This window comes from Burkholderia orbicola (assembly GCF_900100915.1).
GTDB classification, from domain to species: domain Bacteria; phylum Pseudomonadota; class Gammaproteobacteria; order Burkholderiales; family Burkholderiaceae; genus Burkholderia; species Burkholderia orbicola.
Genome location: NZ_FNKW01000002.1, coordinates 33009 through 54509, shown reverse-complemented (window position 1 = coordinate 54509; position 21501 = coordinate 33009). Strand labels below are relative to the sequence as shown.

20 protein-coding genes are annotated in these 21501 nt (G+C 68.5%); 13 read left to right on the top strand and 7 right to left on the bottom strand.

What is annotated here, in order from left to right:
- Positions 1-20: 20 nt before the first annotated feature.
- Positions 21-1019: a quinone oxidoreductase family protein gene (locus tag BLS50_RS17155; protein WP_074802879.1), complete on the bottom strand. Its 999-nt coding sequence runs from the start codon at positions 1017-1019 to the stop codon at positions 21-23.
- Between the two features lie 131 nt (positions 1020-1150).
- Between BLS50_RS17155 and BLS50_RS17150 the strand changes: the two genes are divergently transcribed.
- The 4 genes from BLS50_RS17150 (at position 1151) to BLS50_RS17135 (ending at position 4634) form a co-directional block, all read left to right on the top strand.
- Complete coding sequence (locus BLS50_RS17150) at positions 1151-2023, top strand: LysR family transcriptional regulator (protein WP_074806454.1); 873 nt, start codon at positions 1151-1153, stop codon at positions 2021-2023.
- 88 nt (positions 2024-2111) lie between these two features.
- Positions 2112-2672 (top strand): GNAT family N-acetyltransferase, encoded by a 561-nt coding sequence (locus BLS50_RS17145; RefSeq protein ID WP_012339794.1) that lies wholly within the window; start codon positions 2112-2114, stop codon positions 2670-2672.
- A 9-nt stretch (positions 2673-2681) separates the two neighbouring features.
- Positions 2682-3530, top strand: coding sequence for a MerR family transcriptional regulator (locus BLS50_RS17140; RefSeq protein WP_006478759.1), 849 nt, complete (start codon positions 2682-2684; stop codon positions 3528-3530).
- A 123-nt stretch (positions 3531-3653) separates the two neighbouring features.
- On the top strand, positions 3654-4634 hold the full coding sequence (locus BLS50_RS17135) for a sulfonate ABC transporter substrate-binding protein (protein ID WP_012339792.1): 981 nt from the start codon (positions 3654-3656) through the stop codon (positions 4632-4634).
- A gap of 79 nt (positions 4635-4713) precedes the next feature.
- On the opposite strand, the gene speB is transcribed toward BLS50_RS17135, so the two are convergent.
- Positions 4714-5682, bottom strand: coding sequence for an agmatinase (speB, locus tag BLS50_RS17130; protein ID WP_074802876.1), 969 nt, complete (start codon positions 5680-5682; stop codon positions 4714-4716).
- 351 nt (positions 5683-6033) lie between these two features.
- On the opposite strand from speB, the gene BLS50_RS17125 reads away from it, so the two are divergent.
- From BLS50_RS17125 to BLS50_RS17105, 5 genes are all read left to right on the top strand, one after another.
- Positions 6034-6705, top strand: coding sequence for a lysoplasmalogenase (locus BLS50_RS17125; RefSeq protein ID WP_074806451.1), 672 nt, complete (start codon positions 6034-6036; stop codon positions 6703-6705).
- A 246-nt stretch (positions 6706-6951) separates the two neighbouring features.
- Complete coding sequence (locus BLS50_RS17120; protein ID WP_074802874.1) at positions 6952-8535, top strand: flavin-containing monooxygenase; 1584 nt, start codon at positions 6952-6954, stop codon at positions 8533-8535.
- Positions 8536-8555: 20 nt separating this feature from the next.
- Entirely contained in the window at positions 8556-9485 is a 930-nt protein-coding gene (locus tag BLS50_RS17115; RefSeq protein WP_074802871.1) for an SDR family NAD(P)-dependent oxidoreductase, read from the top strand.
- Complete coding sequence (locus BLS50_RS17110; protein ID WP_006478753.1) at positions 9482-10387, top strand: metal-dependent hydrolase; 906 nt, start codon at positions 9482-9484, stop codon at positions 10385-10387. The genes BLS50_RS17115 and BLS50_RS17110 overlap by 4 nt, the downstream gene beginning before the upstream one ends.
- Before the next feature lie 4 nt (positions 10388-10391).
- Positions 10392-11330: an alpha/beta fold hydrolase gene (locus BLS50_RS17105; RefSeq protein WP_074802868.1), complete on the top strand. Its 939-nt coding sequence runs from the start codon at positions 10392-10394 to the stop codon at positions 11328-11330.
- Here BLS50_RS17105 and BLS50_RS17100 read toward each other — a convergent pair.
- Positions 11291-11845: a putative glycolipid-binding domain-containing protein gene (locus BLS50_RS17100; RefSeq protein WP_074802865.1), complete on the bottom strand. Its 555-nt coding sequence runs from the start codon at positions 11843-11845 to the stop codon at positions 11291-11293. The genes BLS50_RS17105 and BLS50_RS17100 overlap by 40 nt on opposite strands.
- Before the next feature lie 362 nt (positions 11846-12207).
- Between BLS50_RS17100 and BLS50_RS17095 the strand changes: the two genes are divergently transcribed.
- From BLS50_RS17095 to BLS50_RS17080, 4 genes are all read left to right on the top strand, one after another.
- Complete coding sequence (locus tag BLS50_RS17095) at positions 12208-13098, top strand: urea transporter (protein WP_074802861.1); 891 nt, start codon at positions 12208-12210, stop codon at positions 13096-13098.
- Positions 13076-13849 (top strand): class II aldolase/adducin family protein, encoded by a 774-nt coding sequence (locus BLS50_RS17090; RefSeq protein WP_074802858.1) that lies wholly within the window; start codon positions 13076-13078, stop codon positions 13847-13849. The genes BLS50_RS17095 and BLS50_RS17090 overlap by 23 nt, the downstream gene beginning before the upstream one ends.
- A 70-nt stretch (positions 13850-13919) precedes the next feature.
- On the top strand, positions 13920-14108 hold the full coding sequence (locus BLS50_RS17085; RefSeq protein ID WP_011547447.1) for a 4-oxalocrotonate tautomerase: 189 nt from the start codon (positions 13920-13922) through the stop codon (positions 14106-14108).
- 189 nt (positions 14109-14297) lie between these two features.
- On the top strand, positions 14298-19139 hold the full coding sequence (locus BLS50_RS17080; protein WP_074802855.1) for an NAD-glutamate dehydrogenase: 4842 nt from the start codon (positions 14298-14300) through the stop codon (positions 19137-19139).
- Positions 19140-19161: 22 nt separating this feature from the next.
- Here the strand turns inward: BLS50_RS17080 and BLS50_RS17075 are convergent, their stop codons facing one another.
- From BLS50_RS17075 to BLS50_RS17060, 4 genes are all read right to left on the bottom strand, one after another.
- Complete coding sequence (locus tag BLS50_RS17075; RefSeq protein WP_069231311.1) at positions 19162-20025, bottom strand: class I SAM-dependent methyltransferase; 864 nt, start codon at positions 20023-20025, stop codon at positions 19162-19164.
- Entirely contained in the window at positions 20015-20383 is a 369-nt protein-coding gene (locus BLS50_RS17070; protein ID WP_069231312.1) for a VOC family protein, read from the bottom strand. The genes BLS50_RS17075 and BLS50_RS17070 overlap by 11 nt, the downstream gene beginning before the upstream one ends.
- 2 nt (positions 20384-20385) lie before the next feature.
- Positions 20386-20562, bottom strand: a complete 177-nt coding sequence (locus tag BLS50_RS17065) for a ribbon-helix-helix domain-containing protein (RefSeq protein WP_006478745.1) — start codon at positions 20560-20562, stop codon at positions 20386-20388.
- Positions 20563-20653: 91 nt separating this feature from the next.
- Positions 20654-21484, bottom strand: coding sequence for an arylamine N-acetyltransferase family protein (locus BLS50_RS17060; RefSeq protein ID WP_027805895.1), 831 nt, complete (start codon positions 21482-21484; stop codon positions 20654-20656).
- Positions 21485-21501 lie beyond the last annotated feature (17 nt).

The window sequence follows — 21501 nt, the reverse complement described above, 5'->3', positions numbered from 1 at the left end:
CCCGCGCCCGCACCCTGCCGTCACGCCAGCAGCACGACACCGCCCGTCGTCGCGCGCGACTCCAGCAACCGGTGCGCGTCGGCCGCCTGTTCGAGCGGCAGCCGCGCGCCAATCTCGACGTGCATGCCGCCCGCCAGCCGGTCGAGCGTCGCACGCGCGGCGTCCCGATAGGCGCCGACGTCGCGCGCGATGAAACCGAGCACGCTCGGCCGCGCGAGCGCGATCGAACGGGCCGGGCCCAACTCGTCGAGATCGAACGTCTGCCGGGCGCCGATCGCCGCCACCTGCCCGATGCTCGCGACCATGCCGAACGGACGAACCGCCCCGAGCGTACGGGACAGCACGTCGCCGCCGATTCCGTCGATCGCGTAGTCGACGCCCGCCCCGCCGCCGAACGCCCGCGCGGCTGCAACGAAATCCTCCTCGCGATAATCGACCACCGCTTCGGCGCCGTGCGCGCGCACGAGCGCGGCTTTCGCGGCCGATCCGACCGTGCCGATCACCCGCGCGCCGAGCGCATGCGCCCACTGCGTCGCGAGCAGCCCGACGCCGCCGGCCGCCGCGTGCACGAGCACCGTATCGCCGGCGCCGACCTGGCGCACGCGATGCAGCAGCATGTAGACGGTGATCCCCTTCAGCAGCCCGGCGGCGGCGGCTTCGTCGCTCAGCCCGTCGGGAATCGGCAGCACGCGCTCGGCCGGCATCGTGCGCAGGCTCGCATAGCTGCCGGTCGGCATGCCGGCATACGCGACACGCTGACCGGGCACGAACTCCGTCACGCCCGGCCCGACCGCGTCGATCACGCCGGCCGCCTCGACGCCGAGCGCGTCCGGCAGCGCGGGCAACCCGTGCGCGCCCGTCCTGAAATAGATGTCGACGAAATTCACGCCGATCGCGGTCTGGCGAATCCGCACTTCGCCGGCCCCAGGTAACCCGACGGGCGCATCGACGCGGCGCAGCACGCCGGCGTCGCCGTACCGGTCGATGCCGATCCGGATGGCGTTGGCAGTTTGGGTCATGACGTTCCTCGCTATCGAATGAAGTGACACGATGATCCCATCGTGCATAATCGAACGGAATTCACGCTGAGCGCCCATCTACTGTGCAAAATTCGACCGATCACGATGCTGCCGGCGCACCCGCGCTGCCGATGAGCTGGGACGACATCCGCTACTTTCTGGCGGTGATGCGCGGCGGCAGCCTGTCGGCCGCCGCGCGAGCGCTGCAGGTCCAGCATTCGACGGTCGCGCGGCGCATCGACGCGCTGGAGTCGGCGCTCGGGATTCGGCTGTTCGACCGGCTGCCGCGCGGCTGGCCGCCGACCGACGAAGGGCTGCACCTGGCTGAACACGCCGCACGCCTCGAAGCCGACGCGCATGCGTTCGCGCGCGCCGCGCAAGGCGCGGCCGCGCTCGACGGCGTGGTGCGCGTATCGGCGTCGCCGGTGTTCGCCAGCCATTTCCTCGCGCCGCGCCTCGCCCGCGCGCAGCGCGCGTGGCCGGCGCTGCGGATCGACCTGATGGGCGAGATGCATGCGGCCAACCTGTATGCGCGCGAAGCCGATCTCGCGGTGCGGCTGTCGCGGCCGAGCGAACCGGGGCTCGCCGCGCGCCGGCTCGGCACGATGCGCTTCGCGCTGTGCGCGGCACCGGAATGGGCGGACGCGCCGCCCGACACCTGGCCGTTCGTCGCATACGACGACGCGCTCGCGCAAACGCCGCAGCAGCAATGGCTCGAACGCGTCGCGGCCGGGCGCCGTTTTGCGTTCATCGCCAACGACCTCGCCGCGCAGCATCGCGCGTGCGCAGCCGGGGCCGGCGTCGCGCTGCTGCCGCGGTTTCTCGTCGACGATCCGGCCACGCACGCCGGCGCACCGCTCATCGAGCTGACGGCCGCGCCGCGTTGCGACATCGAGCGCGAAATCTGGCTCGTCGTTCATCCGGACGTGCGCCGCTCGCCGCGCGTGCAGCGCGTCGCCGACGCGATCGCCGATGCCGTTCATGCGGCGGACGGCCGGCTGTAAGCCGCCGCAACCGTCGAAATCGCAAACGGCTTTGCCACGCGCGTCGGCGGCCGGCATAGTAGCGTTTTGACTTCACCGCCCTGCCGCCATGTCTACCGCTCCCACCTGCGTCGTGCGCGACGCGACCGACGCCGACCTCGACGCGATCCACGCGATCTATGCACACCACGTTCACCACAGCGTCGCGTCGTTCGAGGAAACGCCGCCCGACGTCGCCGAACTGCGCGCACGCCGCGACGCGGTGTTGAACCACGGGCTGCCGTATCTCGTCGCCGAATGCGACGGCCGCGTGGCCGGCTACGCGTACGCGACGCCCTACCGCACGCGCAGCGCGTACCGCTTCGCGATCGAGGATTCGATCTACATCGACGACGCGCAGCGCGGCCGCGGAATCGGCCGCGCGCTGCTCGACGCGCTGATCGCGCGCTGCGAAGGCGGCCCGTGGCGGCAGATGATCGCGGTGATCGCCGACGGCGGCACCGGCGGCTCGACGTCGCTGCATCGTGCGTTCGGCTTCGAACCAGCCGGCCTGCTGAAAGCGGTCGGCTTCAAGCACGGCCGCTGGATCGACACGGCGCTGCTGCAGCGCCCGCTCGGCGACGGCGCGAACACGCGCCCCGCCTCGCCCGAGCCTGCCGCCGCGCGCTAGAATGGCCGCATGTCAAAACAGACTCATTCCACGCCCGACGAGGCCACGCCGGATTCCCGCAACGAGTACACGGTCGACGAACTCGCGCGCGTGTCCGACACCACCGTGCGCAACGTCCGCGCGTACCAGGATCGCGGGCTGCTGGCGCCGCCGGAGAAACGCGGGCGCGTCGGCATCTACGACGACACGCACGTCGCGCGCCTGAAGCTGATCAATCATCTGCTCGCGCGCGGCTACACGCTGTCGAACATCCAGGACCTGATCAAGGCGATCGACGAAGGCCACGACCTGCGCTCGATCCTTGGTCTCGAAAACGCGATCGGCGGCCGCTGGTCGCACGAGCTGCCGAAAACCTATTCGCTCGCGCAACTCGCGCAGATGTTCGGCCCGCAAGCGACCACGCAACTGTCGCGCGTGACCGAGCTCGGGCTGCTCGAACGGCGCGGCCTGTCGTTCGTCGCGAAAAGCCCCGCGCTGCTCGAGGCGGCGGCTGCGATGACGAAGGAAGGGATTCCGCCGCGCGAGCTGCTCGACGTGATCAGCCTCGCGCGGCCGCATTTCGACGCGATCGCGCGGCTGCTCGTCGATCTCGTCGTGAAGCGGCTCGACCGCTACGACGCGGGCACGCTGCCGCCGGCCACCGACGTGCCCGAACTGGTCGACGCGATCTGGCGGCTGCGTCCGCTCGCTGCCGTGTTCGTCGAAGGCGAGACGAACCGCGCGCTCGAAACCGCGGCCGGCGCGTATCTCGGCGGCCGGGTCGCGACGATCCTCGACAAGAAGCTCAGCGACGAAGCGGCGCGGCAGTCCGGCGCGCCGGATACGTCCGATCCGGCAGGCCACGACGACAAAGCATAGGGCCGACGCCGTCATATCCATATCGGCAATGCTTCGTTTGCGGGCACGATCGCCCATGCGACGATTCTTCCAACCGAGCGGCACCGGCCGCTCTCCGAAGATGCCTCGCATGGAGTTCATTCGATGATTCGTTTCACCCGCTGGATCACCCGCGCCGCCGCCGTCTCGCTGGTCGCCTTGTCCGCCGCGTCGGCGTTCGCGCAAGGCGGCGCCGACAAGATCGTGCGCATCGGTTATCAAAAGGCCGGCCTGCTGTCGATCGTCAAGGCGCAGGGCGCGCTCGAAGCGCGGCTCAAGCCGCTCGGCTATGGCGTCCAATGGTTCGAATTCCCGGCCGGCCCGCAGCTGCTCGAAGCACTGAACGCGAACAGCATCGACTTCGGCTATACGGGCGCGCCGCCGCCCGTGTTCGCGCAGGCGGCCGGCGTGCAGTTCGTCTATGTCGGCGCGGAACCGCCGGCGCCGCACAACGAAGCCGTATTCGTGAAGGCCGATTCGCCGATCCGCACGGTGGCCGCCCTGCGCGGCAAGAAGGTCGCGCTGCAGAAAGGCTCGAGCGCGAACTACCTGCTGCTCGAGGCGCTGAAGAAGGCCGGCGTGCGCTATGACGAAATCCAGCCGGTGTATCTCCCGCCGGCCGACGCGCGCGCCGCGTTCGAAAGCGGCAACGTCGATGCGTGGGCGGTTTGGGACCCGTACTACGCGGCCGCGCAGAGCGCGCTGAAGGTGCGCACGCTGTCCGACTACACGGGGCTCGCGGCGACCAACAATTTCTACGAGGCGACGCGGAGTTTCGCGCAACAGCATCCCGACGTGGTCGGCGCGATCCTGAAACAGGCGCGCGAAACGGGCCAGTGGGTGAACGGGCATCCGGCCGACACGGCCGCGCTGCTGGCGCCGAAGGTCGGGTTGCCGCAGGCGCTCGTCGAGACGTGGATCAAGCGCGTGCCGTTCGGTGCGGTGCCGCTCGACGAGCGCATCGTCGCCGCGCAGCAAGGTGTGGCCGATGCGTTCTACGCGGCGAAGCTGATTCCGCAGAAGCTGAGCGTGGCCGACAACGCCTGGGTCGACAAGAACGTCGCGAGCGCGCTGGCGGCGAAGTAATACGCGCGGCACCCTCCCTCAGCAGGCCGGCCGGGCGCGATGCCCCGCCGGCCGTTTTCATGTCCCGCGCGGCACACGCTCAACGCAACGCGTTCGCCACCTTCTTCTGCCGCCACAAACAAAGCAGATCGCAAGCGACATGCGCGGCCGCGATCGCCGTGATGTCCGCATGATCGTACGCGGGCGCCACCTCCACCACATCCGCTCCGACCAGATTCACCGCCCCGAGCGAGCGCACGATCGACAGCGCCTGCGCTGACGACAAGCCGCCCGCCACCGGCGTCCCCGTTCCCGGCGCGAACGCCGGATCGAGGCAATCGATGTCGAAGGTCAGATACGCAGGCCGCGCGCCGACGATCTCGACGATCCGCTCGACCGCCGCCCGCGCACCATGGTCATGCACCCACGCGGCATCGAGCCGTTCGATCCCGAGAAAGTCGTCGTTCCACGTGCGGATGCCGACCTGCACCGACGTCGCGGGATCGATCAGCCCTTCCTTCACGGCCTTGTAGAACATCGTCCCGTGATTGAGGCTGTCCGGATCGTCGTCGGCCCACGTATCGCAATGCGCGTCGAAGTGAATCAGCGACAGCGGCTTGCCGTAGCGCTCCGCGTGCGCGACCAGCAGCGGATACGTGATGTAGTGATCGCCGCCGAGCGTCAGCATCTTCGCGCCCGAGCGCAGGATCGTGCGCGCATGCTCGACGATCGCCGGCTTGATCGACAGCGGATTGTGCGCGTCGAACCAGCAGTCGCCGTAGTCGACGGCCGCGAGATCGTCGAACGGATCGAAGCCCCACGGATACGGATGGAGTTCCGCGAGTTGCACGCTCGCCGCGCGGATCGCGGCCGGCCCGAGCCGCGCGCCGGAACGATAGGTCGTCGCGAGATCGAGCGGTACGCCGGAGATCGCGACGTCGACGCCGTCGAGCGCACGCGAGTAATTGCGGCGCATGAACGACAGCACGCCCGCATAGGTGTTTTCGATCGAGGAACCGTACGGCGTCGTGCGACGGATCGCGCCGTCGCCGTGGAGAAGTTCGGTCATGGTCGGACCTGTTTTCGTGGGGAGCCGGCGCCGCCCTTCGCATCAGCGCGCGGGTCGGGCACGGCATGGATTCATCGGCACGCCCCGGCTCGCGCATCCGGTCGCGCGGCTAGGCGGGACATCGACAACGGCAATACCGCGGCGATCATAGCAAGCCGAATCGCAGCCGTTGCCCCGGTTCAACCGGGGCAACGCGCGGAAAATCCGGCGGCGACATCGCGGCTCGTCGCCGTCGTTTCCTAGAAGGATTCGCCGGTTTTCGCGCATCCGTTCTTCCGGATAATGGCCGGCAGCCGCGCCCTCGACGGCGCGCCGTCCGCTGCAGACGAAGACAAACCGGAGACACCCGCCTTGATCGCCACGCTTCCCGCCACCTATCGCCGGCTCTGGCCGCTCGCCATCGCCGCGGCGTTGCTGTACGGACTGTCGCTCGCCGCCGCACCCTATCCGGGCCAGGCCGCCGCGAAAGCCGCGATGGGCGTCCTGCTGCTCGCGGCGGGCAGCACCTGCGGCGCGCCGCGCGAACGCGCGTGGCTGTGCGCGGCGCTCGCGACCGCCGTGCTCGGCGACGTACTGCTCGCGCTGCCCGACTGGCGGCTGTCGTTCGTCCTCGGCCTCGGCGCGTTCCTGCTCACGCACCTGTGTTATTGCACGATCTTCTTCCGGTGGCGCGCGCGGCCGCACGGCTGGCGCATCGTTGCGCTCGTCGGGCTGTGGATCGCCGCGCCGGCGTTCTACGCGGCGTTCTTCCCGCACCTCGGCGAGCTGCTGGCGCCGGTCGCCGTCTACATGCTCGTGCTGTGCGTGATGGCGAGTTTCGCGCTCGCCGCCCGCACGCGCGGCCCGCTGGTCGCCGTCGGCAGCCTGATCTTCGTCGGCTCCGACACGCTGATCGGCGTCGGCCGCTTCCTTGGCGGCTTTCCGGGCATCGACTATCTGATCTGGGGCCTCTATGCGCTCGCGCAGGTCACGATCGTGGCCGGGGTTTTCCATGAGACGGCCGCCCGATCGATCCGTCCCTGATACCGTTTCAAACGGACCGTCGCGCGCCGGCGGTCCCGTTTCTTCCCCGTCTCGCCCTGCCGACGGCCTTTTCCGGCCATCCCGCACTGCGGAAACTGCTCCGTTCCAAACCCCGCTCAGCCTTTTCCCGTCTGGCTTCCGGCCCTTAGAGCGCCGCTTCTAGCCTCTTGCGGTTTCCGGGTTCACCCACTATCGTTACATCAAACAATGTAACATTCAAAAATGAGCCAAATCGGAGACACCCGGATGAATGCTCGCACGTTGCCTTTCGGTCCACCCGGCCATGACGGCCTGGACGAAACCATCGACATCGCCATCATCGGCACCGGCTTCGCCGGCCTCGGGATGGCGATCCGCCTGAAACAGACAGGCGTGACCGACTTCGTCGTCCTCGAGAAGGCCGCGTCGGTCGGCGGTACGTGGCGCGACAATCATTACCCCGGGTGTGCATGCGACGTGCAATCGCACGTCTATTCGTTCTCGTTCGCGCCGAACCCGCGCTGGACGCGCATGTTCGCGCCGCAGCCGGAGATCCGCGCGTATCTCGAAGACTGCGTGCAGCGCTTCAGCGTCGGCCCGCACCTGCGGCTGAATCACGAACTGCAGCGCGCCGAGTACGACGAAGCCGCGCAACGCTGGCGCCTCACGTTCGCGAACGGCAAGCGGCTATCCGCGCGCGTGCTGGTGTCGGGGATGGGCGGCCTGTCGCGCGCCGCGCTGCCGGCGATTCCCGGTGTCGAAAACTTCCAGGGCCGTGCGTTCCATTCGCAGCAGTGGGATCACGACTACCCGCTCGAAGGCAAGCGCGTCGCGGTGATCGGCACCGGCGCGAGTGCGATCCAGTTCGTCCCGCAGATCGCGCCGCGCGTGAAGGAACTCGCACTGTTCCAGCGCACGCCGCCGTGGATCATGCCGAAGCCCGACCGTAACCTGAGCGGCTTCGAGAAATGGCTGTTCCGCACGCTGCCGTTCACGCAGAAGGTCGTGCGCAGCGGCATCTACTGGATGCTCGAATCGCGCGTGCTCGGCTTCGCGATCCATCCGTCGCTGATGAAGAACGTGCAGAAGCTCGCGCTGCGCCACATCCGCAAGCAGATTCCCGACCCGGAGCTGCGCAAGACGGTCACGCCGAACTACACGCTCGGCTGCAAGCGCGTGCTGATCTCGAACGACTACTACCCGGCGCTGTCGCGCAAGAACGTCGACGTGATCACGACCGGCATCGACCATATCGAAGCCGACGCGGTCGTGACGACCGACGGCAAGCGCCATGAAGTCGACTGCCTGATCTACGGCACCGGCTTCCAGGTGGCCGACCCGTATCCGCGCGGCGCGATCATCGGCCGCGGCGGCCTCGACATCGTCGACGCGTGGCGCGACGGCGCGCACGCGTATCTCGGCACGACGCTGCCCGGCTACCCGAACTTCTTCATGATCGTCGGCCCGAACACGGGCCTCGGCCACAACTCGATGGTGTTCATGATCGAGTCGCAGATTGAATACATCCTCGGCGCGCTGCAGGCGATGCGCCGCGAGCGCGCGGAGGCGATCGAGGTGCGCCCGCTCGTCGAGGCGCAGTTCAACAGCGACCTGCAGGGCAAGCTCAAGAAGGCGATCTGGTCGACGGGCGGCTGCAAGAGCTGGTACCTCGACCCGCGCACCGGCAAGAACACGACGCTGTGGCCGGGCTTCACCTGGCGCTTCCGCCAGGCCACCGCGCACTTCTCGATCGCCGATTACCACGCGTATCGAGCGCCCCAGCACGACACGACCGCGCGGCCCGCCGCCGCGCCGGCCGCTTCCGCTTCCACGTCCGCCGAAGCGGCCTGAGCCAGACAAGGAGCCACGACATGAGAGATTTCTCCAACAAGGTCGCCGCGATCACGGGTGCCGGCTCGGGCATGGGCCGCGCGCTCGCGATCCAGCTCGCGCAGGCCGGCTGCCACGTGTCGCTCGCCGACAAGAACGGCGTCGGCCTCGCCGAAACCGAACGGATCGTCCGCGCGATCGCGCCGAACGTGCGCGTGTCGACGCGCGTCCTCGACGTCGGCGATCGCGACGCGATGTTCGCGTGGGCCGACGACACCGCGAAAGAGCATGGCAAGGTCAACCTGATCTTCAACAATGCGGGCGTCGCGCTGTCGAGCACGATCGAAGGCATGGAATACAGCGATCTCGAGTGGATCGTGAACATCAACTTCTGGGGCGTCGTGCACGGCACGAAGGCGTTCCTGCCGCACCTGAAGGCATCGGGCGACGGCCACGTGATCAACACGTCGAGCATCTTCGGAATCTTCGCGCAGCCGGGCATGAGCGGCTACAACGCGACCAAGTTCGCGGTGCGCGGCTTCACCGAATCGCTGCGCCAGGAACTCGACATGATGAAGTGCGGCGTGTCGGCCACCTGCGTGCATCCGGGCGGCATCCGCACGAACATCGCGCAGTCGAGCCGCGTCGCGAAGAACATGGTCGGCTTCATCGTCGAGAGCGAACAGCAAGGCAAGGACAGCTTCGAGAAGTTCTTCATCACGACCGCCGACGACGCCGCGCGCACGATCCTCGCCGGCGTGCGCAAGAACAAGCGCCGCGTGCTGATCGGCCGCGACGCGAAGGGCGCGGACTGGATGGCGCGCATCCTGCCGGCCGCCTACCAGGCGCTCGTCGTGCTCGCGACCCGCCGCGAGGCCGCGAAGGCCCGGCGTGCCGCACGCGGCACGGCGGCGCCGGCCCCGGTGCACGCCACCTACAACAATGCAGGCAATCAGGGAGAACAATCATGACGACACCGAACATGATGCCCGTGCGGCGCGACATCCGTTTCGCGCTGCCCCCCGAACGCGCGAAGGACTGGCACGTGCAGGGCGTGCCGGTCACGCACTTCATGAATGCGCTGTCGCTGCTGTTCCCGGCCGGCGAACGCTTCTTCATGGATTCGGTGCGCAACTATCGCGACCGGATCGAGGACCCCGAGCTGAAGAAGCAGGTGATCGGCTTCATCGGGCAGGAAGCGATGCACACGCGCGAGCACATCGAGTACAACGACCTGCTGCAGGCGTCCGGTCTGCCCGCGCACAAGCTCGACAAGCGCCTGTGGACGATCCTCGGCTGGTTCAAGAAGGTGCTGCCGCACTCGATGCAGCTGGCGATCACAATCGCGCTCGAGCACTACACGGCGATCCTCGCGAACCAGTTGCTGTCGGGCCACGAACACCGGATCGACGGCTCGGTCGAGGGCTACCAGCAGATGTGGATGTGGCACGCGATGGAGGAAACCGAGCACAAGGCGGTGTCCTACGACGTGTGGCGCACCGTGATGAAGCCGGGCCTCGGCAGCTACCTGCTGCGCACCGGCACGATGCTGACGACGACCGTGTTCTTCTGGGCCATCGTGTTCGACTTCCACGTGCGGCTGATGCGCGCGCACCGTCGCGAACACGGCAAGTTCGGCGGTATGTGGCGCCTCGTGAAGTATCTGTACAGCCCGAAGAACGGGGTGTTCCCGAGCATCGCGCGCGAATGGCTCGACTACTTCCGTCCGGGCTTCCACCCGTGGGATCACGACAACCATCAATACCTGCAGGAGCTCGACACGCTGCTCGAGAACATCGACGCGACCAACGCGCGCTATGCGGCGCAAGCCGCCCCGCGCCGCGTGCCGCTGCATTCGGTCGCGCAGGCATGACGCCATGGCGCGCGCTCACGAGATGCTGACCGTCCAGTCCGGCGACGTGAAACTCGCCGTCTACGTAAGCGGGTCGCGCCGCGCGCCGCCGCTGATCCTCGTGCACGGCTATCCCGACTCGGCGGCCGTGTGGGCGCCGATCCGCGCGCGGCTCGCGAAGCGCTACCGCGTGATCGCGTACGACGTGCGCGGCGCCGGCGCATCCGATGCGCCGCGCCGCCGCGCCGACTACACGCTCGAGCGGCTCGCCGGCGACCTGAAGGCAGTGGCCGACGCGACCTGCGGCGGCCGGTCGTTCCACCTCGTCGGCCACGACTGGGGCTCGATCCAGTGCTGGGAGGCCGTGACCGACCCGGCGTTACGCGGCCGCATCGCGTCGTACACGTCGATCTCGGGCCCGTGCCTCGATCACGTGTTCCGCGCGAAGCTGCGGCTCAAGCAGAGCCTGAAGTCGTGGTACATCGGGTTCTTCCATCTGCCGGTCGTGCCGTCGCTGGTATGGCGGCTCGGCGGGGCCGCGCTGTGGCCGCGCTGGCTCCAGCTCACCGAACGCGTGCGGGCCGAGCGCGATCCCGTGCAACTGAAGAATGCGTTGAACGGGATGCAGATGTATCGTGCGAACTTTCTCGCGCGGGCCCGCAAGCCGCGTGAACGGTACGCGCAGGCGCCGGTGCAGATTCTGGTGCCCGTGCGCGACCGCTACGTGACCCCCGAGATGTCGGTCGACCTCGACCGCTGGCTCGGCGACCACGTGCGCGAGGAAATCGATGGCACGCACTGGATCGTGCTGCGCCATCCCGACCTGATCGCGTCGCGGATCGACCGGTTCGCGTCCGCGCATGAACGGCCCGCGGTCGTGGCAGTACCGGCGGCGGCGCCGGCCGCGCAAACGGGCGCCGCAGTTCAGCGCAGCGGCGGCAGGCGCTTGAACAGCGTTTCGTAGTCGACGACAAGCCCGTCGTCGTCGATGTCCATCTCCGCGGTGAAATTCCGGAAGATCCCTTCGTAGCGGTAGCGGCGGCCCGGTTCGATGCACGCATAAGCCTGCTTGACCGGCGTGACCGTCAGGTCCGGCGTCGAGATGTACGCGACGTCGATCGGCCGCCGCTCGCCGCGCGCGAGCCCGAGGCGGCCGATCGGCAGCGAATTCGTAAACGGCGTCGCGGCGATATCGATGTCGATGCAGCCGTCCAGCTCGTCCAGCGCCCGGCCTGAACCGTCGCGCCAGTGCCCGGCCCCGTCGCCGTGCAGCTCGAGCGTGCCGCCGCCCATCACCTTCAGCACCGCGTACTTCACCCGCCACTGCGGATCGCACTCGACGCGATACGCAAGCCCGTACGCGCGGCCGTACCGCTGGCCGACCACCGCGCTTTCGACGACGATCGCACCGCCACTCCGGTCGAACGTCAGATGTTCGACCCCGTCGCCTTCGAGCGACGCCCACCGCACCTCACGCATCGTTCCACCTCCTTGGTATCCCGTGTCGGGGCATCGTCACATAAATCATCGCTATCCGGAATATCACCGTCGATCGAGTCCAGCTCGGCGGCCCGGTCGCTAGAGCGTTGAAACTGACGCGCATGGATCACCCCTTGGCGGCAGCCCAGCGGGCACGCGAAAACAATAGCGATGGCGCAAATTTGATATCGAATCGCCGGAATCTCGCGAAAACGCCAACAAAACACCGCCAAGTACGCGCCCCGCGCCTCTCGATGCCCCGTTTCAGGGCATCTACCACAAATCCTGACTATCCAGAATTCCCTATTCCGGTGCATCGCGGAGTGTCCTATGCTCGCGGCTCATCCTGTTCCGCCGCCATCATGCCTACCGCCCGCCCCGCCTCGCCGTCGATCGACCTGCGCATCCTGCTGCGCGGCATCGGGCAGGTCGTGCTGCAGGCGAATGCGCTCACCGGCGCGCTGCTGCTCGTCGCGCTGGCGCTGACCGACCTGCGGCTCGCGTGCGCAGCGCTGGTCGGCTCGGCCGCCGCCAGCATGACGGCCGTGCTGATGGGCGCCGAACGCCGCGACGTCGAACAGGGGCTGCACGGCTTCAACGGCGCGCTGGCCGCGCTGATCGCCGTGCTGTTCGCGCCCCATCCACTCGCCGCCGTCGCGCTGGTGCCACTGCTCGCGATCAGCGCGGCGCTCGTGCAACGCGCGATGCGCAAGCCGCTCGCCCGCTGGCGTCAGTGCCCGTATTCGAGCCCGTGCCTGGCCGTCACCGCGCTGTGGCTGCCGTTTGTCGCATTGCAACATGCGGACGGCGTGAGCGCCGACGCGCTGCTGACGTTCGATTCCGCGGCCGCCGCGCTGTTGTCGGGCGTCGCTCAAACCACCTTCGCGCACGGCGCGTGGGCCGGCACGCTGGTCGTTGCCGGCCTTGCCGTCGCGTCGCGCCGCGCGGCCGCGTTCGCGCTTGGCGGCGCGCTTGTGTCGACCGTGCTGCTGGTCGCGCTCGGCGCGAGTGGCGCATCGTTCGCCGACGGCCTGCTCGGTTTCAACGGCGCACTCGCCGCGCTCGCGCTGATGCCGCGCGGCCCGCGTGCGGCGCTCGCGGCCGCCGCCCTCGCCGCGCTGCTCCAGTGGCTCGCGATGGGTGCGGGCATCCCCGTGTTCACGGCCCCGTTCGCGCTCGCGTCGTGGGCGACCGTAGCCGTCACGCGCCGCCTCACCCTTGGAGAACCCGATGTCATTCGCACACCGTCCTGATGCCGTGAAGCCCGGCGGCCCGATCTCGGACGCCGAACGCAAGCTGCGGGTCGACCTCGCGGCCGCGTACCGGCTCGTCGCGCTGAACGGCTGGGACGACCTGATCTACACGCATTTGTCCGCGACCGTGCCGGGCGAACCCGGCCACTTCCTGATCAACCCGTTCGGCCTCACGTTCGACGAGGTTCGCGCGTCGAACCTCGTGAAGATCGACCTGGCCGGCAACCGAATCGGCGCCGGCGAGCACGCGGTCAACGTGACCGGCTTCGCACTGCATGCGGCCGTGCACGCCGCACGCGCCGACGCGGTCTGCGTGATGCACCTGCACAATACGGCCGGTATCGCCGTGTCGATCCAGCGCGACGGGCTGCTGCCGGCGTCGCAGCATGCGCTGCGCTTTCATGGCGACCTCGCGTACCACGACTACGAAGCACTCGCGTTCTCGCCGGCCGAGGGCGCGCGGCTGACCGCGAGCCTCGGCGCGAAATCCGCGATGCTGCTGCGCAACCACGGCACGCTGACGGTCGGCCGGACCGTCGCGGAGGCGTATGTGCTGATGGATACGCTGATCAAGGCGTGCGACATCCAGGTGCGCGCGCAGGCCGGCGGCGGACCGCTCGTGCTGCCGGCGCCGGCCATCGCCGAGCGCACCGCGGAACAACTGCGCGACGGCGGCGCGATCGAAGGCGAACTGGAATGGCCGGCGCTGCTGCGGCGGCTCGACCGGATCGATCCGTCGTATCGCGACTGACGTTGCCTTCGCACCCAACCGAATCGTTCACCGTCAATCGTTCAATCCATTCCAACCGGAGCCTTATGCCATGCCGACTTTCAATATCCAGCTGTTCGAAGGCCGCACCGTCGAGCAGAAGCGCGCATTCGTCGAAGCAATCACACGCGTCACGTGCGAAACGCTCGGCTGCGCGCCGGGCTCGGTCGACATCATCCTCACCGACGTGAAGAAGGAAAACTGGGCGACCGCCGGCAAGCTGTGGAGCGACGAGGGCTGAGCACCGCGGGTCGCCCCGCTTCCGCGTCGTCCGCCCTGCGCTGAACCCCGCACCGCGGCGCCCGCGAGAGGCGCTGCCTGCGGGTTTCTCCGCCCACCGCCCTTGTGCACCCGCACATCGCTTTGTCACGCAATCGGCGCATAATGCCGGACAGACGCAGCAGCCAATGGCCACCCGACGGAGACCGCCATGGAAGCGAAGAACGAGGAAGTCGTCGCACACCTGCTCTCCGATGTCGTCGAATTCGCGCGCGCCCGCCTGCCCGAAGCCACGTTCCGGATCGTCGAACCCTTCCTGCGTCACTACTACGATTTCGTCGACGCCGACGATCTGCAGAATCGCAGCATCGCCGACCTGTACGGCGCCGCGATGGCGCACTGGCAGACCGCCCAGAAATTCGTGCCCGGCAGCGAACGCCTGCGCGTGTACAACCCGATCCTCGAACAGCACGGCTGGCATTCCGACCACACGGTGATCGAGATCGTCAACGACGACATGCCGTTCCTGGTCGACTCGGTGACGATGGCCGTCAACCGTCTCGGGCTCGCGCTGCATTCGGCGCTGCATCCGGTGTTCCGCATCTGGCGCGGCGCCGGCGGCGGCATCGAGCGGGTCGACGCCGGCGGCGCAACCTCGAGCGACGGCCAGTCGCAACTCGCGTCGTTCATCCATTTCGAAGTCGACCGCTGCGGCGACGCCGCGCTGCTCGACACGCTGCGCGAGGACATCGCGCGCGTGCTCGGCGACGTGCGCGCGTCGGTGGAGGACTGGCCGAAGATCGTCGACATCGCCCGCGCGACGATCAAGGAGATGAAGGCGCGCGAAGCGACCGCGGAGGACATCGAGGCGCGCGCATTCCTCGAATGGATGGCCGCCGATCACTTCACGTTCCTGGGCCAGCGCGACTACGCGCTCGTGTCGGACGGCACGGGCTTCGGCCTGCGCGGCATCGAGGGCTCGGGCTTCGGCATCCTGCGCGAATCGCTGCGCACGTCCGACGCGCCCGACGTGACGCCGCTGCCGCAGGCCGCCGCCGACATCATCACCGGCGCGTGGCCGATCTTCCTGACCAAGGCGAATTCGCGCGCGACGGTGCACCGGCCCGGCTATCTCGACTACGTCGGCGTGAAACTCGTCGGCGCCGACGGCAAGGTCACCGGCGAGCGCCGCTTCATCGGGCTCTACACGTCGACCGCGTACATGGTGTCGAGCGCCGAGATCCCGATCGTGCGCCGCAAGTGCGCGAACATCGTGCGGCGCGCGGGCTTTTTGCCGAAGGGGCATCTCGGCAAGTCGCTCGTGACGGTGCTCGAAACCTATCCGCGCGACGAACTGTTCCAGGCCGACGAAGACCAGCTCTACGACATCGCGCTCGGCATCCTGCGCCTGCAGGAGCACCAGCGCACGCGCCTGTTCGTACGGCGCGACCGGTTCGACCGCTTCGTGTCGTGTCTCGTGTTCGTGCCGCGCGACAAGTACAACACCGACCTGCGCCGCCGCATCGCGAAGCTGCTGGTCGACGCGTACAACGGCGTAAACGTCGAATTCACGCCGCTGCTGTCGGAATCGGCGATCGCGCGGATTCATTTCGTCGTGCATGCGGAACCGGGCACGATGCCCGACGTCGACACGCGCGAGCTCGAAACGCGGCTCGTGCAGGTCACGCGCCGCTGGCAGGACGATCTCGCCGACGCGCTGCTCGACGCATTCGGCGAAGAACAAGGCAACCGCCTGCTGCAACGCTATGCCGAGTCGTTCCCGGCCGGCTATCGCGACGACTACCCGGCGCGCACGGCCGTGCGCGACATCGAGCTGATCGAGCGCGTGAAGGACTCGGGCCAGCTCGCGATGAACCTGTACCGGCCGATCGAGGCCGGGCCGCGCGCGTTCCGCTTCAAGGTCTATCGCGCGGGCGACCCGATCGCGCTGTCGCGCAGCCTGCCGATGCTCGAACATCTCGGCGTGCGCGTCGACGAGGAGCGGCCATACCGGATTCAGACGCAGGATGGCGCGCATGCGTGGATACACGATTTCGGCCTCGAGCTCGCGGACGATACCGAGTTCGACATCGAGCGCGTGAAAGGCCTGTTCGAGGATGCGTTCGACCGGATCTGGAGCGGCCGGATCGAGAACGACGACTTCAACCGCCTCGTGTTGCGTGCGCACCTGAGCGCACGCGAAGTGACGATCCTGCGCGCGTATGCGAAATACCTGCGGCAGGTCGGCTCGACCTTCAGCGACGCATATATCGAACGCGCGCTGACCGGCAATCCGGCGATCGCGCGGCAACTCGTCGAGCTGTTCCTGCTGCGCTTCGACCCGCGCATCGGCGACACGCGCGACGTGCAGGCCGAACGCCTGCTGAAGGCGATCGAAGGCGCGCTCGACCAGGTGCCGAACCTCGACGAGGACCGCATCCTGCGCCAGTTCCTCGGCGTGATCAACGCGACCGAGCGCACGAACTACTTCCTCGCCGACGCGAACGGCGAGCCGAAGCCGTACCTGTCGTTCAAGTTCAACCCGGCGAAGGTGCCCGGCCTGCCCGAACCGAAGCCGATGTTCGAGATCTGGGTGTACTCGCCGCGGGTCGAGGGCGTGCACCTGCGCGGCGGGCGCGTCGCGCGCGGTGGCCTGCGCTGGTCGGATCGCCGCGAGGATTTCCGCACCGAGGTGCTCGGGCTGATGAAGGCGCAGATGGTGAAGAACGTCGTGATCGTGCCGGTCGGCTCGAAAGGCGGCTTCGTCGTGAAGAACCCGCCGCCGCAGAGCGATCGCGAAGCGTGGATGCGCGAAGGCATCGCGTGCTACCAGACGTTCCTGCGCGGGCTGCTCGACCTCACCGACAACCTCGCCGGCAACGCGATCGTGCCGCCGCCCGACGTGGTGCGCCACGACCCCGACGATCCGTATCTCGTCGTCGCCGCCGACAAGGGCACGGCCACCTTCTCCGACTACGCGAACGCGATCTCGCACGAATACGGCTTCTGGCTCGACGACGCGTTCGCGTCCGGCGGCTCGGTCGGCTACGACCACAAGAAGATGGCGATCACCGCGCGCGGTGCATGGGAATCGGTGAAGCGGCACTTCCGCGAAATGGGCGTCGACACGCAGGCCACCGACTTCACCGTGGTCGGCGTCGGCGACATGTCGGGCGACGTGTTCGGCAACGGAATGCTGCTGTCGCCGCATATCCGGCTCGTCGCCGCGTTCGATCACCGGCACGTGTTCCTCGACCCGAACCCCGACCCGGCGACGAGCTTCGCGGAGCGCCAGCGCATGTTCGCGCTCGAGCGCTCGAGCTGGGCCGACTACGATACGTCGGTGATCTCGGCGGGCGGCGGCGTGTATCCGCGCACCGCGAAGACGATCCCGCTGTCGCCGGCGGTGCAGGCCGCGCTCGGCATCGACGCGCACGCGCTGCCGCCGACCGAGCTGATCCGCGCGATCCTGCAGGCGCCGGTCGACCTGCTGTACAACGGCGGCATCGGCACCTACGTGAAGGCGGCGCGCGAAACCCACGCGCAGGTCGGCGACCGCGCGAACGACGCGGTCCGCGTGAATGGCGCGGACCTGCGCTGCAAGGTCGTCGGCGAAGGCGGCAATCTCGGCTGCACGCAGTTCGGCCGCATCGAGTTCGCGCAGCGCGGCGGCCGCATCAATACCGATGCGATCGACAACTCGGCCGGCGTCGATTGTTCGGATCACGAAGTCAACATCAAGATTCTGCTCGGGCTCGTCGTCTCCGACGGCGAAATGACCGAGAAGCAGCGCAACGCGCTGCTCGCGGAAATGACCGACGAAGTCGGCCTGCTCGTGCTGCGCGACAACTACTACCAGACGCAGGCGCTGTCGATCGCGGGCCGCTACGCGGTCGAGCTGCTCGACGCCGAGGCGCGGCTGATGCGCTGGCTCGAACGCGCGGGCCGCCTGAACCGCGTGATCGAATTCCTGCCGACTGACGACGAAGTCGCCGAGCGGCAGGCCGCGAAGCTCGGCCTCACGTCGCCGGAGCGTGCGGTGCTGCTCGCGTACAGCAAGATGTGGCTCTACGATGCGCTGCTCGAATCCGACGTGCCCGAGGACCCGCTCGTGGCCGCGATGCTCGTCGACTACTTCCCGAAGCCGCTGCAACAGCGCTTCAGCGAGCCGATGCGCCGCCATCCGCTGCGCCGCGAGATTCTCGCGACGCACCTGACCAACGCGCTCGTGAACCGCGTCGGCTGCGCATTCGTGCACCGGCTGATGGAGGAAACCGACGCGAAGCCGGGCGACATCGTGCGTGCCTGCATCATGGCGCGCGACGTATTCGACCTCGATGCGGTGTGGCGCGATATCGATGCGCTCGACAACCGCGTCGCCGACGACGTGCAGGCGCGCATGTTCGTCGATGTCGCGCGGCTGCTGGAGCGCGCGGCGCTGTGGTTCCTGCGGCATCTGCAGTCGGGCGCGGTGGCCGACGGCGGCGTCGCCGGATTGATCGCGCGTTGCCGCGACGCGGTGCAGCGGATCGCGCCGCAACTGCCGTCGCTGCTGCCGGCCGACGATCTGGAAGCGCTGTCCGAGCGGCAGCGCGTGCTGGTCGACGCCGGCGTCGACAGCGCGCTCGCGGTACGCGTCGCGAGCGGCGACATCTCGGCCGCGCTGCTCGACATCGCCGAAGTGGCGGCGACCTGCAACCGCAGCCTCGAACTCGTCGCCGGCGTGTATTTCTCGCTCGGCACGCTGCTCAATTACGGCTGGATCGGCGAACGCGCGGCGAACCTGCCGACGCCGACGCACTGGGACATGCTCGCGCGCGCCGCCGCACTCGCGGAAGTCGCGCGGCTCAAGCGCACGCTCGCGACCAGCGCGCTCGCGGAATCGCCGGATTCGACCACGCCGGACACGATCGTCGGCGCATGGCGCGCGCGCCGCGAGGCCGCGCTCGCGCGCTACGAGCATCTGCTCGCGGATCTGCGCGCATCCGGCGGCGCGAGCCTCGCGGTGCTGCTCGTGGTCGTGCGGGAAATGGCCGTGCTCGAACGGGCGTGACGAGCGTGACGGTAGCGACGGCTCAGACCGTCGCGACCAGCAGCTCTTCCGCGTGGTTCGGCGGCCGCAGGCCGTCCGTGCGATCGGCGAAATAACGGCGCGTCAGCTCGGCGGCCGACACGTGTTCGGCCTTCGCAAAACCGGCCTCCAGGGCAAGCGCCCGGATCTGGTCCGGCATGAAGAAGCTGATGAACGGCGTGCCGCTCGCCCGCGCGCCCTTCGCGGCCATTTCCAGCCCCGGGCGCACGTCCGGATCCGCGTTCTCCAGCGGCAACAGGAACGTCATCGCGAACGTCGAACCCGGCGCGAGCGACGCCACTTCGCGCAGCGCGGCCGCATTCGCTTCGCGCGTCAGGTACATGCTGACGCCGGTGGACACCACGACCGCCGGCTGGCCGGCATCGAAGCCCGTGCCGACGAGCGCGTCGCGCCACGACTGCTTCGCCTCGAAATCGACCGGCACGAAGCGCAGCCAGTCGGGCACGCCGTAGCCGAGTTCGACCAGACGCCGCTGCTTCCAGCGCTGCGGCGCCGGCTGGTCGACTTCGAACACGGTCACGCACGATGCCATCTCCGGCCGGCGCTGCACGAAGCTGTCGAGCCCCGCGCCCAGGATCACGTACTGGCGCACGCCACGCGCGGCCTGCTCGGTCACGAGATCCTCGATGAAGCGCGCCCGCGCGACGATCGACGCGCGAAACGGCCGCGTGAACTGCGGGTCCATGTCGCCGCGCTGCTGCCAGCCGGGTTCGGGCGCGAGCAATTGCAGCCCGATTTCGTCCGTGAGCACATGCGGCGGCGCGTCGAGCTCGACGTGCAGCGCGCGCCACAGCGCGACGCGCGCAGCCGTGCTGTCGGGCGCATCGTCTTCGCGGTTATCCGTCATGTCGACCTCGCGCGCCCTGCTTGCCCGGCGCCTGCAGGCGCCACACCCGGCCGTCCGGATCGCGCACGGTCATGTCGCGCGTGCCCCAGTGCGTGTCCTCGAACGGCGTGACGACGTCGACGATCGGCTGGGGCTGCACCGCCTGCTCGTCGGCTACCTTGAGCACGACCTGCATGTCGGGCGGTTCGCTCGGCGGCACTTCGGCGATGAACAAGAACGGACCGTCGCCGCTGCGCAACTGACCCGAATGGTGATCGGTTTCGAATTCCAGCTTGAAGCCCAGCGCCTGAAAGAATTTCGCCGACTTGCCCCAGTTGTGCGTGGTCAGATACACGGCTTCGATTCGTTCGGATGACATGCTCACTCCTCCTGGTTGGACGGTCCCGCGCCGGGCGGCGGCGCGGCCAGATACGCGCGCAACGCGTCGGCCACCAGCGCGGACAGCGATTGCTCCGTCTCGATGGCGCGATGCTTGACCTGCCGGATCAGGCCGAGCGGCAGGTACACGTTGAATTGCTTCACTTCTTCGTCGGTCATGGATACTAGTATGCTAGCAATCTAGCAAAAGTCAATCGAGAACGATGGCGGCATGGGTGCAGGGGCCGCCGTCGGAGGTCGTGCGTCCGCGTTACTTTGCGGCGCGCGCCGCGAGCCGCTCGAACAGCGCGTCGAGATCGAATCCCGCCGTATTGATGCCGATCGTGTCGCGCAGGCACGCGGCCCAGTCGGCTGCGTTGTCGAACGTGACCGTGCGCCCGGCACCGGCCGCGTCGCGCAGCGTCAGCACGGTGTTGAGCAACGCCGCGCGGCCGTCCGGCAGCACGCGGCACGCGATCAGGTCGTTCACGAAGATCGATTCGGGATACGTCGACGTGAACCAGTTCGCGGCGTCGTAATCGATCCATTCCGCCGGCTTCAGCGAGAAGCGGTAGGTCGTCTGCCAGCCGTCGGGAATCTCGAACTGCATGTCGAATTCGCCGTCGACCGGCGCGTCGATCACGCGAAACGCGCCGTGCGGCGTCAGTTGCCGCTCGCCCGGCACGAAGCGCAGCGGCGCGGTCAGCGTCGCGCTGCCGAAGCCGATGTCCGCGAGCCATGCCGCGCCGTCGAGGTCGATGCGCAGCAGCATGTGCGTCTGCGCGGTGACGATCTCGGGCGGCCGCATCCAGCGCACGCGCGCGATCAGCGGCGTCACGCGAAAACCGATCGTCGTGAGCGCGGTGTAGAACAGCTTGTTGAGTTCGAAGCAATAGCCGCCGCGGCGGCGTTCGATCACCTTGTCGACGAGCGCGGGCAGGTCGAGCGCGACGCGCGCGCCGGTCAGCGGATTGAGGTTTTCGAACGGAATCGCCTGCGGGTGCAGCAGATGCAGCCGGCGCAGCACGTCGAGCGTCGGCTCGGCCGGGCCGTCGTAGCCGATGCGGGAGAAATAGCGCGAGAGGTCGAACGAGTCAGTCATGAACCGGCACCGATAAG

Coding starts and splice junctions, on each gene's coding strand:
- BLS50_RS17155 (WP_074802879.1), bottom strand. CDS start 1,019: ATGACCCAAACTGCCAACGCCATCCGGATCGGCATCGACCGGTACGGC.
- BLS50_RS17150 (WP_074806454.1), top strand. CDS start 1,151: ATGAGCTGGGACGACATCCGCTACTTTCTGGCGGTGATGCGCGGCGGC.
- BLS50_RS17145 (WP_012339794.1), top strand. CDS start 2,112: ATGTCTACCGCTCCCACCTGCGTCGTGCGCGACGCGACCGACGCCGAC.
- BLS50_RS17140 (WP_006478759.1), top strand. CDS start 2,682: ATGTCAAAACAGACTCATTCCACGCCCGACGAGGCCACGCCGGATTCC.
- BLS50_RS17135 (WP_012339792.1), top strand. CDS start 3,654: ATGATTCGTTTCACCCGCTGGATCACCCGCGCCGCCGCCGTCTCGCTG.
- speB (WP_074802876.1), bottom strand. CDS start 5,682: ATGACCGAACTTCTCCACGGCGACGGCGCGATCCGTCGCACGACGCCG.
- BLS50_RS17120 (WP_074802874.1), top strand. CDS start 6,952: ATGAATGCTCGCACGTTGCCTTTCGGTCCACCCGGCCATGACGGCCTG.
- BLS50_RS17115 (WP_074802871.1), top strand. CDS start 8,556: ATGAGAGATTTCTCCAACAAGGTCGCCGCGATCACGGGTGCCGGCTCG.
- BLS50_RS17110 (WP_006478753.1), top strand. CDS start 9,482: ATGACGACACCGAACATGATGCCCGTGCGGCGCGACATCCGTTTCGCG.
- BLS50_RS17105 (WP_074802868.1), top strand. CDS start 10,392: ATGGCGCGCGCTCACGAGATGCTGACCGTCCAGTCCGGCGACGTGAAA.
- BLS50_RS17100 (WP_074802865.1), bottom strand. CDS start 11,845: ATGCGTGAGGTGCGGTGGGCGTCGCTCGAAGGCGACGGGGTCGAACAT.
- BLS50_RS17095 (WP_074802861.1), top strand. CDS start 12,208: ATGCCTACCGCCCGCCCCGCCTCGCCGTCGATCGACCTGCGCATCCTG.
- BLS50_RS17090 (WP_074802858.1), top strand. CDS start 13,076: ATGTCATTCGCACACCGTCCTGATGCCGTGAAGCCCGGCGGCCCGATC.
- BLS50_RS17085 (WP_011547447.1), top strand. CDS start 13,920: ATGCCGACTTTCAATATCCAGCTGTTCGAAGGCCGCACCGTCGAGCAG.
- BLS50_RS17080 (WP_074802855.1), top strand. CDS start 14,298: ATGGAAGCGAAGAACGAGGAAGTCGTCGCACACCTGCTCTCCGATGTC.
- BLS50_RS17075 (WP_069231311.1), bottom strand. CDS start 20,025: ATGACGGATAACCGCGAAGACGATGCGCCCGACAGCACGGCTGCGCGC.
- BLS50_RS17070 (WP_069231312.1), bottom strand. CDS start 20,383: ATGTCATCCGAACGAATCGAAGCCGTGTATCTGACCACGCACAACTGG.
- BLS50_RS17065 (WP_006478745.1), bottom strand. CDS start 20,562: ATGACCGACGAAGAAGTGAAGCAATTCAACGTGTACCTGCCGCTCGGC.
- BLS50_RS17060 (WP_027805895.1), bottom strand. CDS start 21,484: ATGACTGACTCGTTCGACCTCTCGCGCTATTTCTCCCGCATCGGCTAC.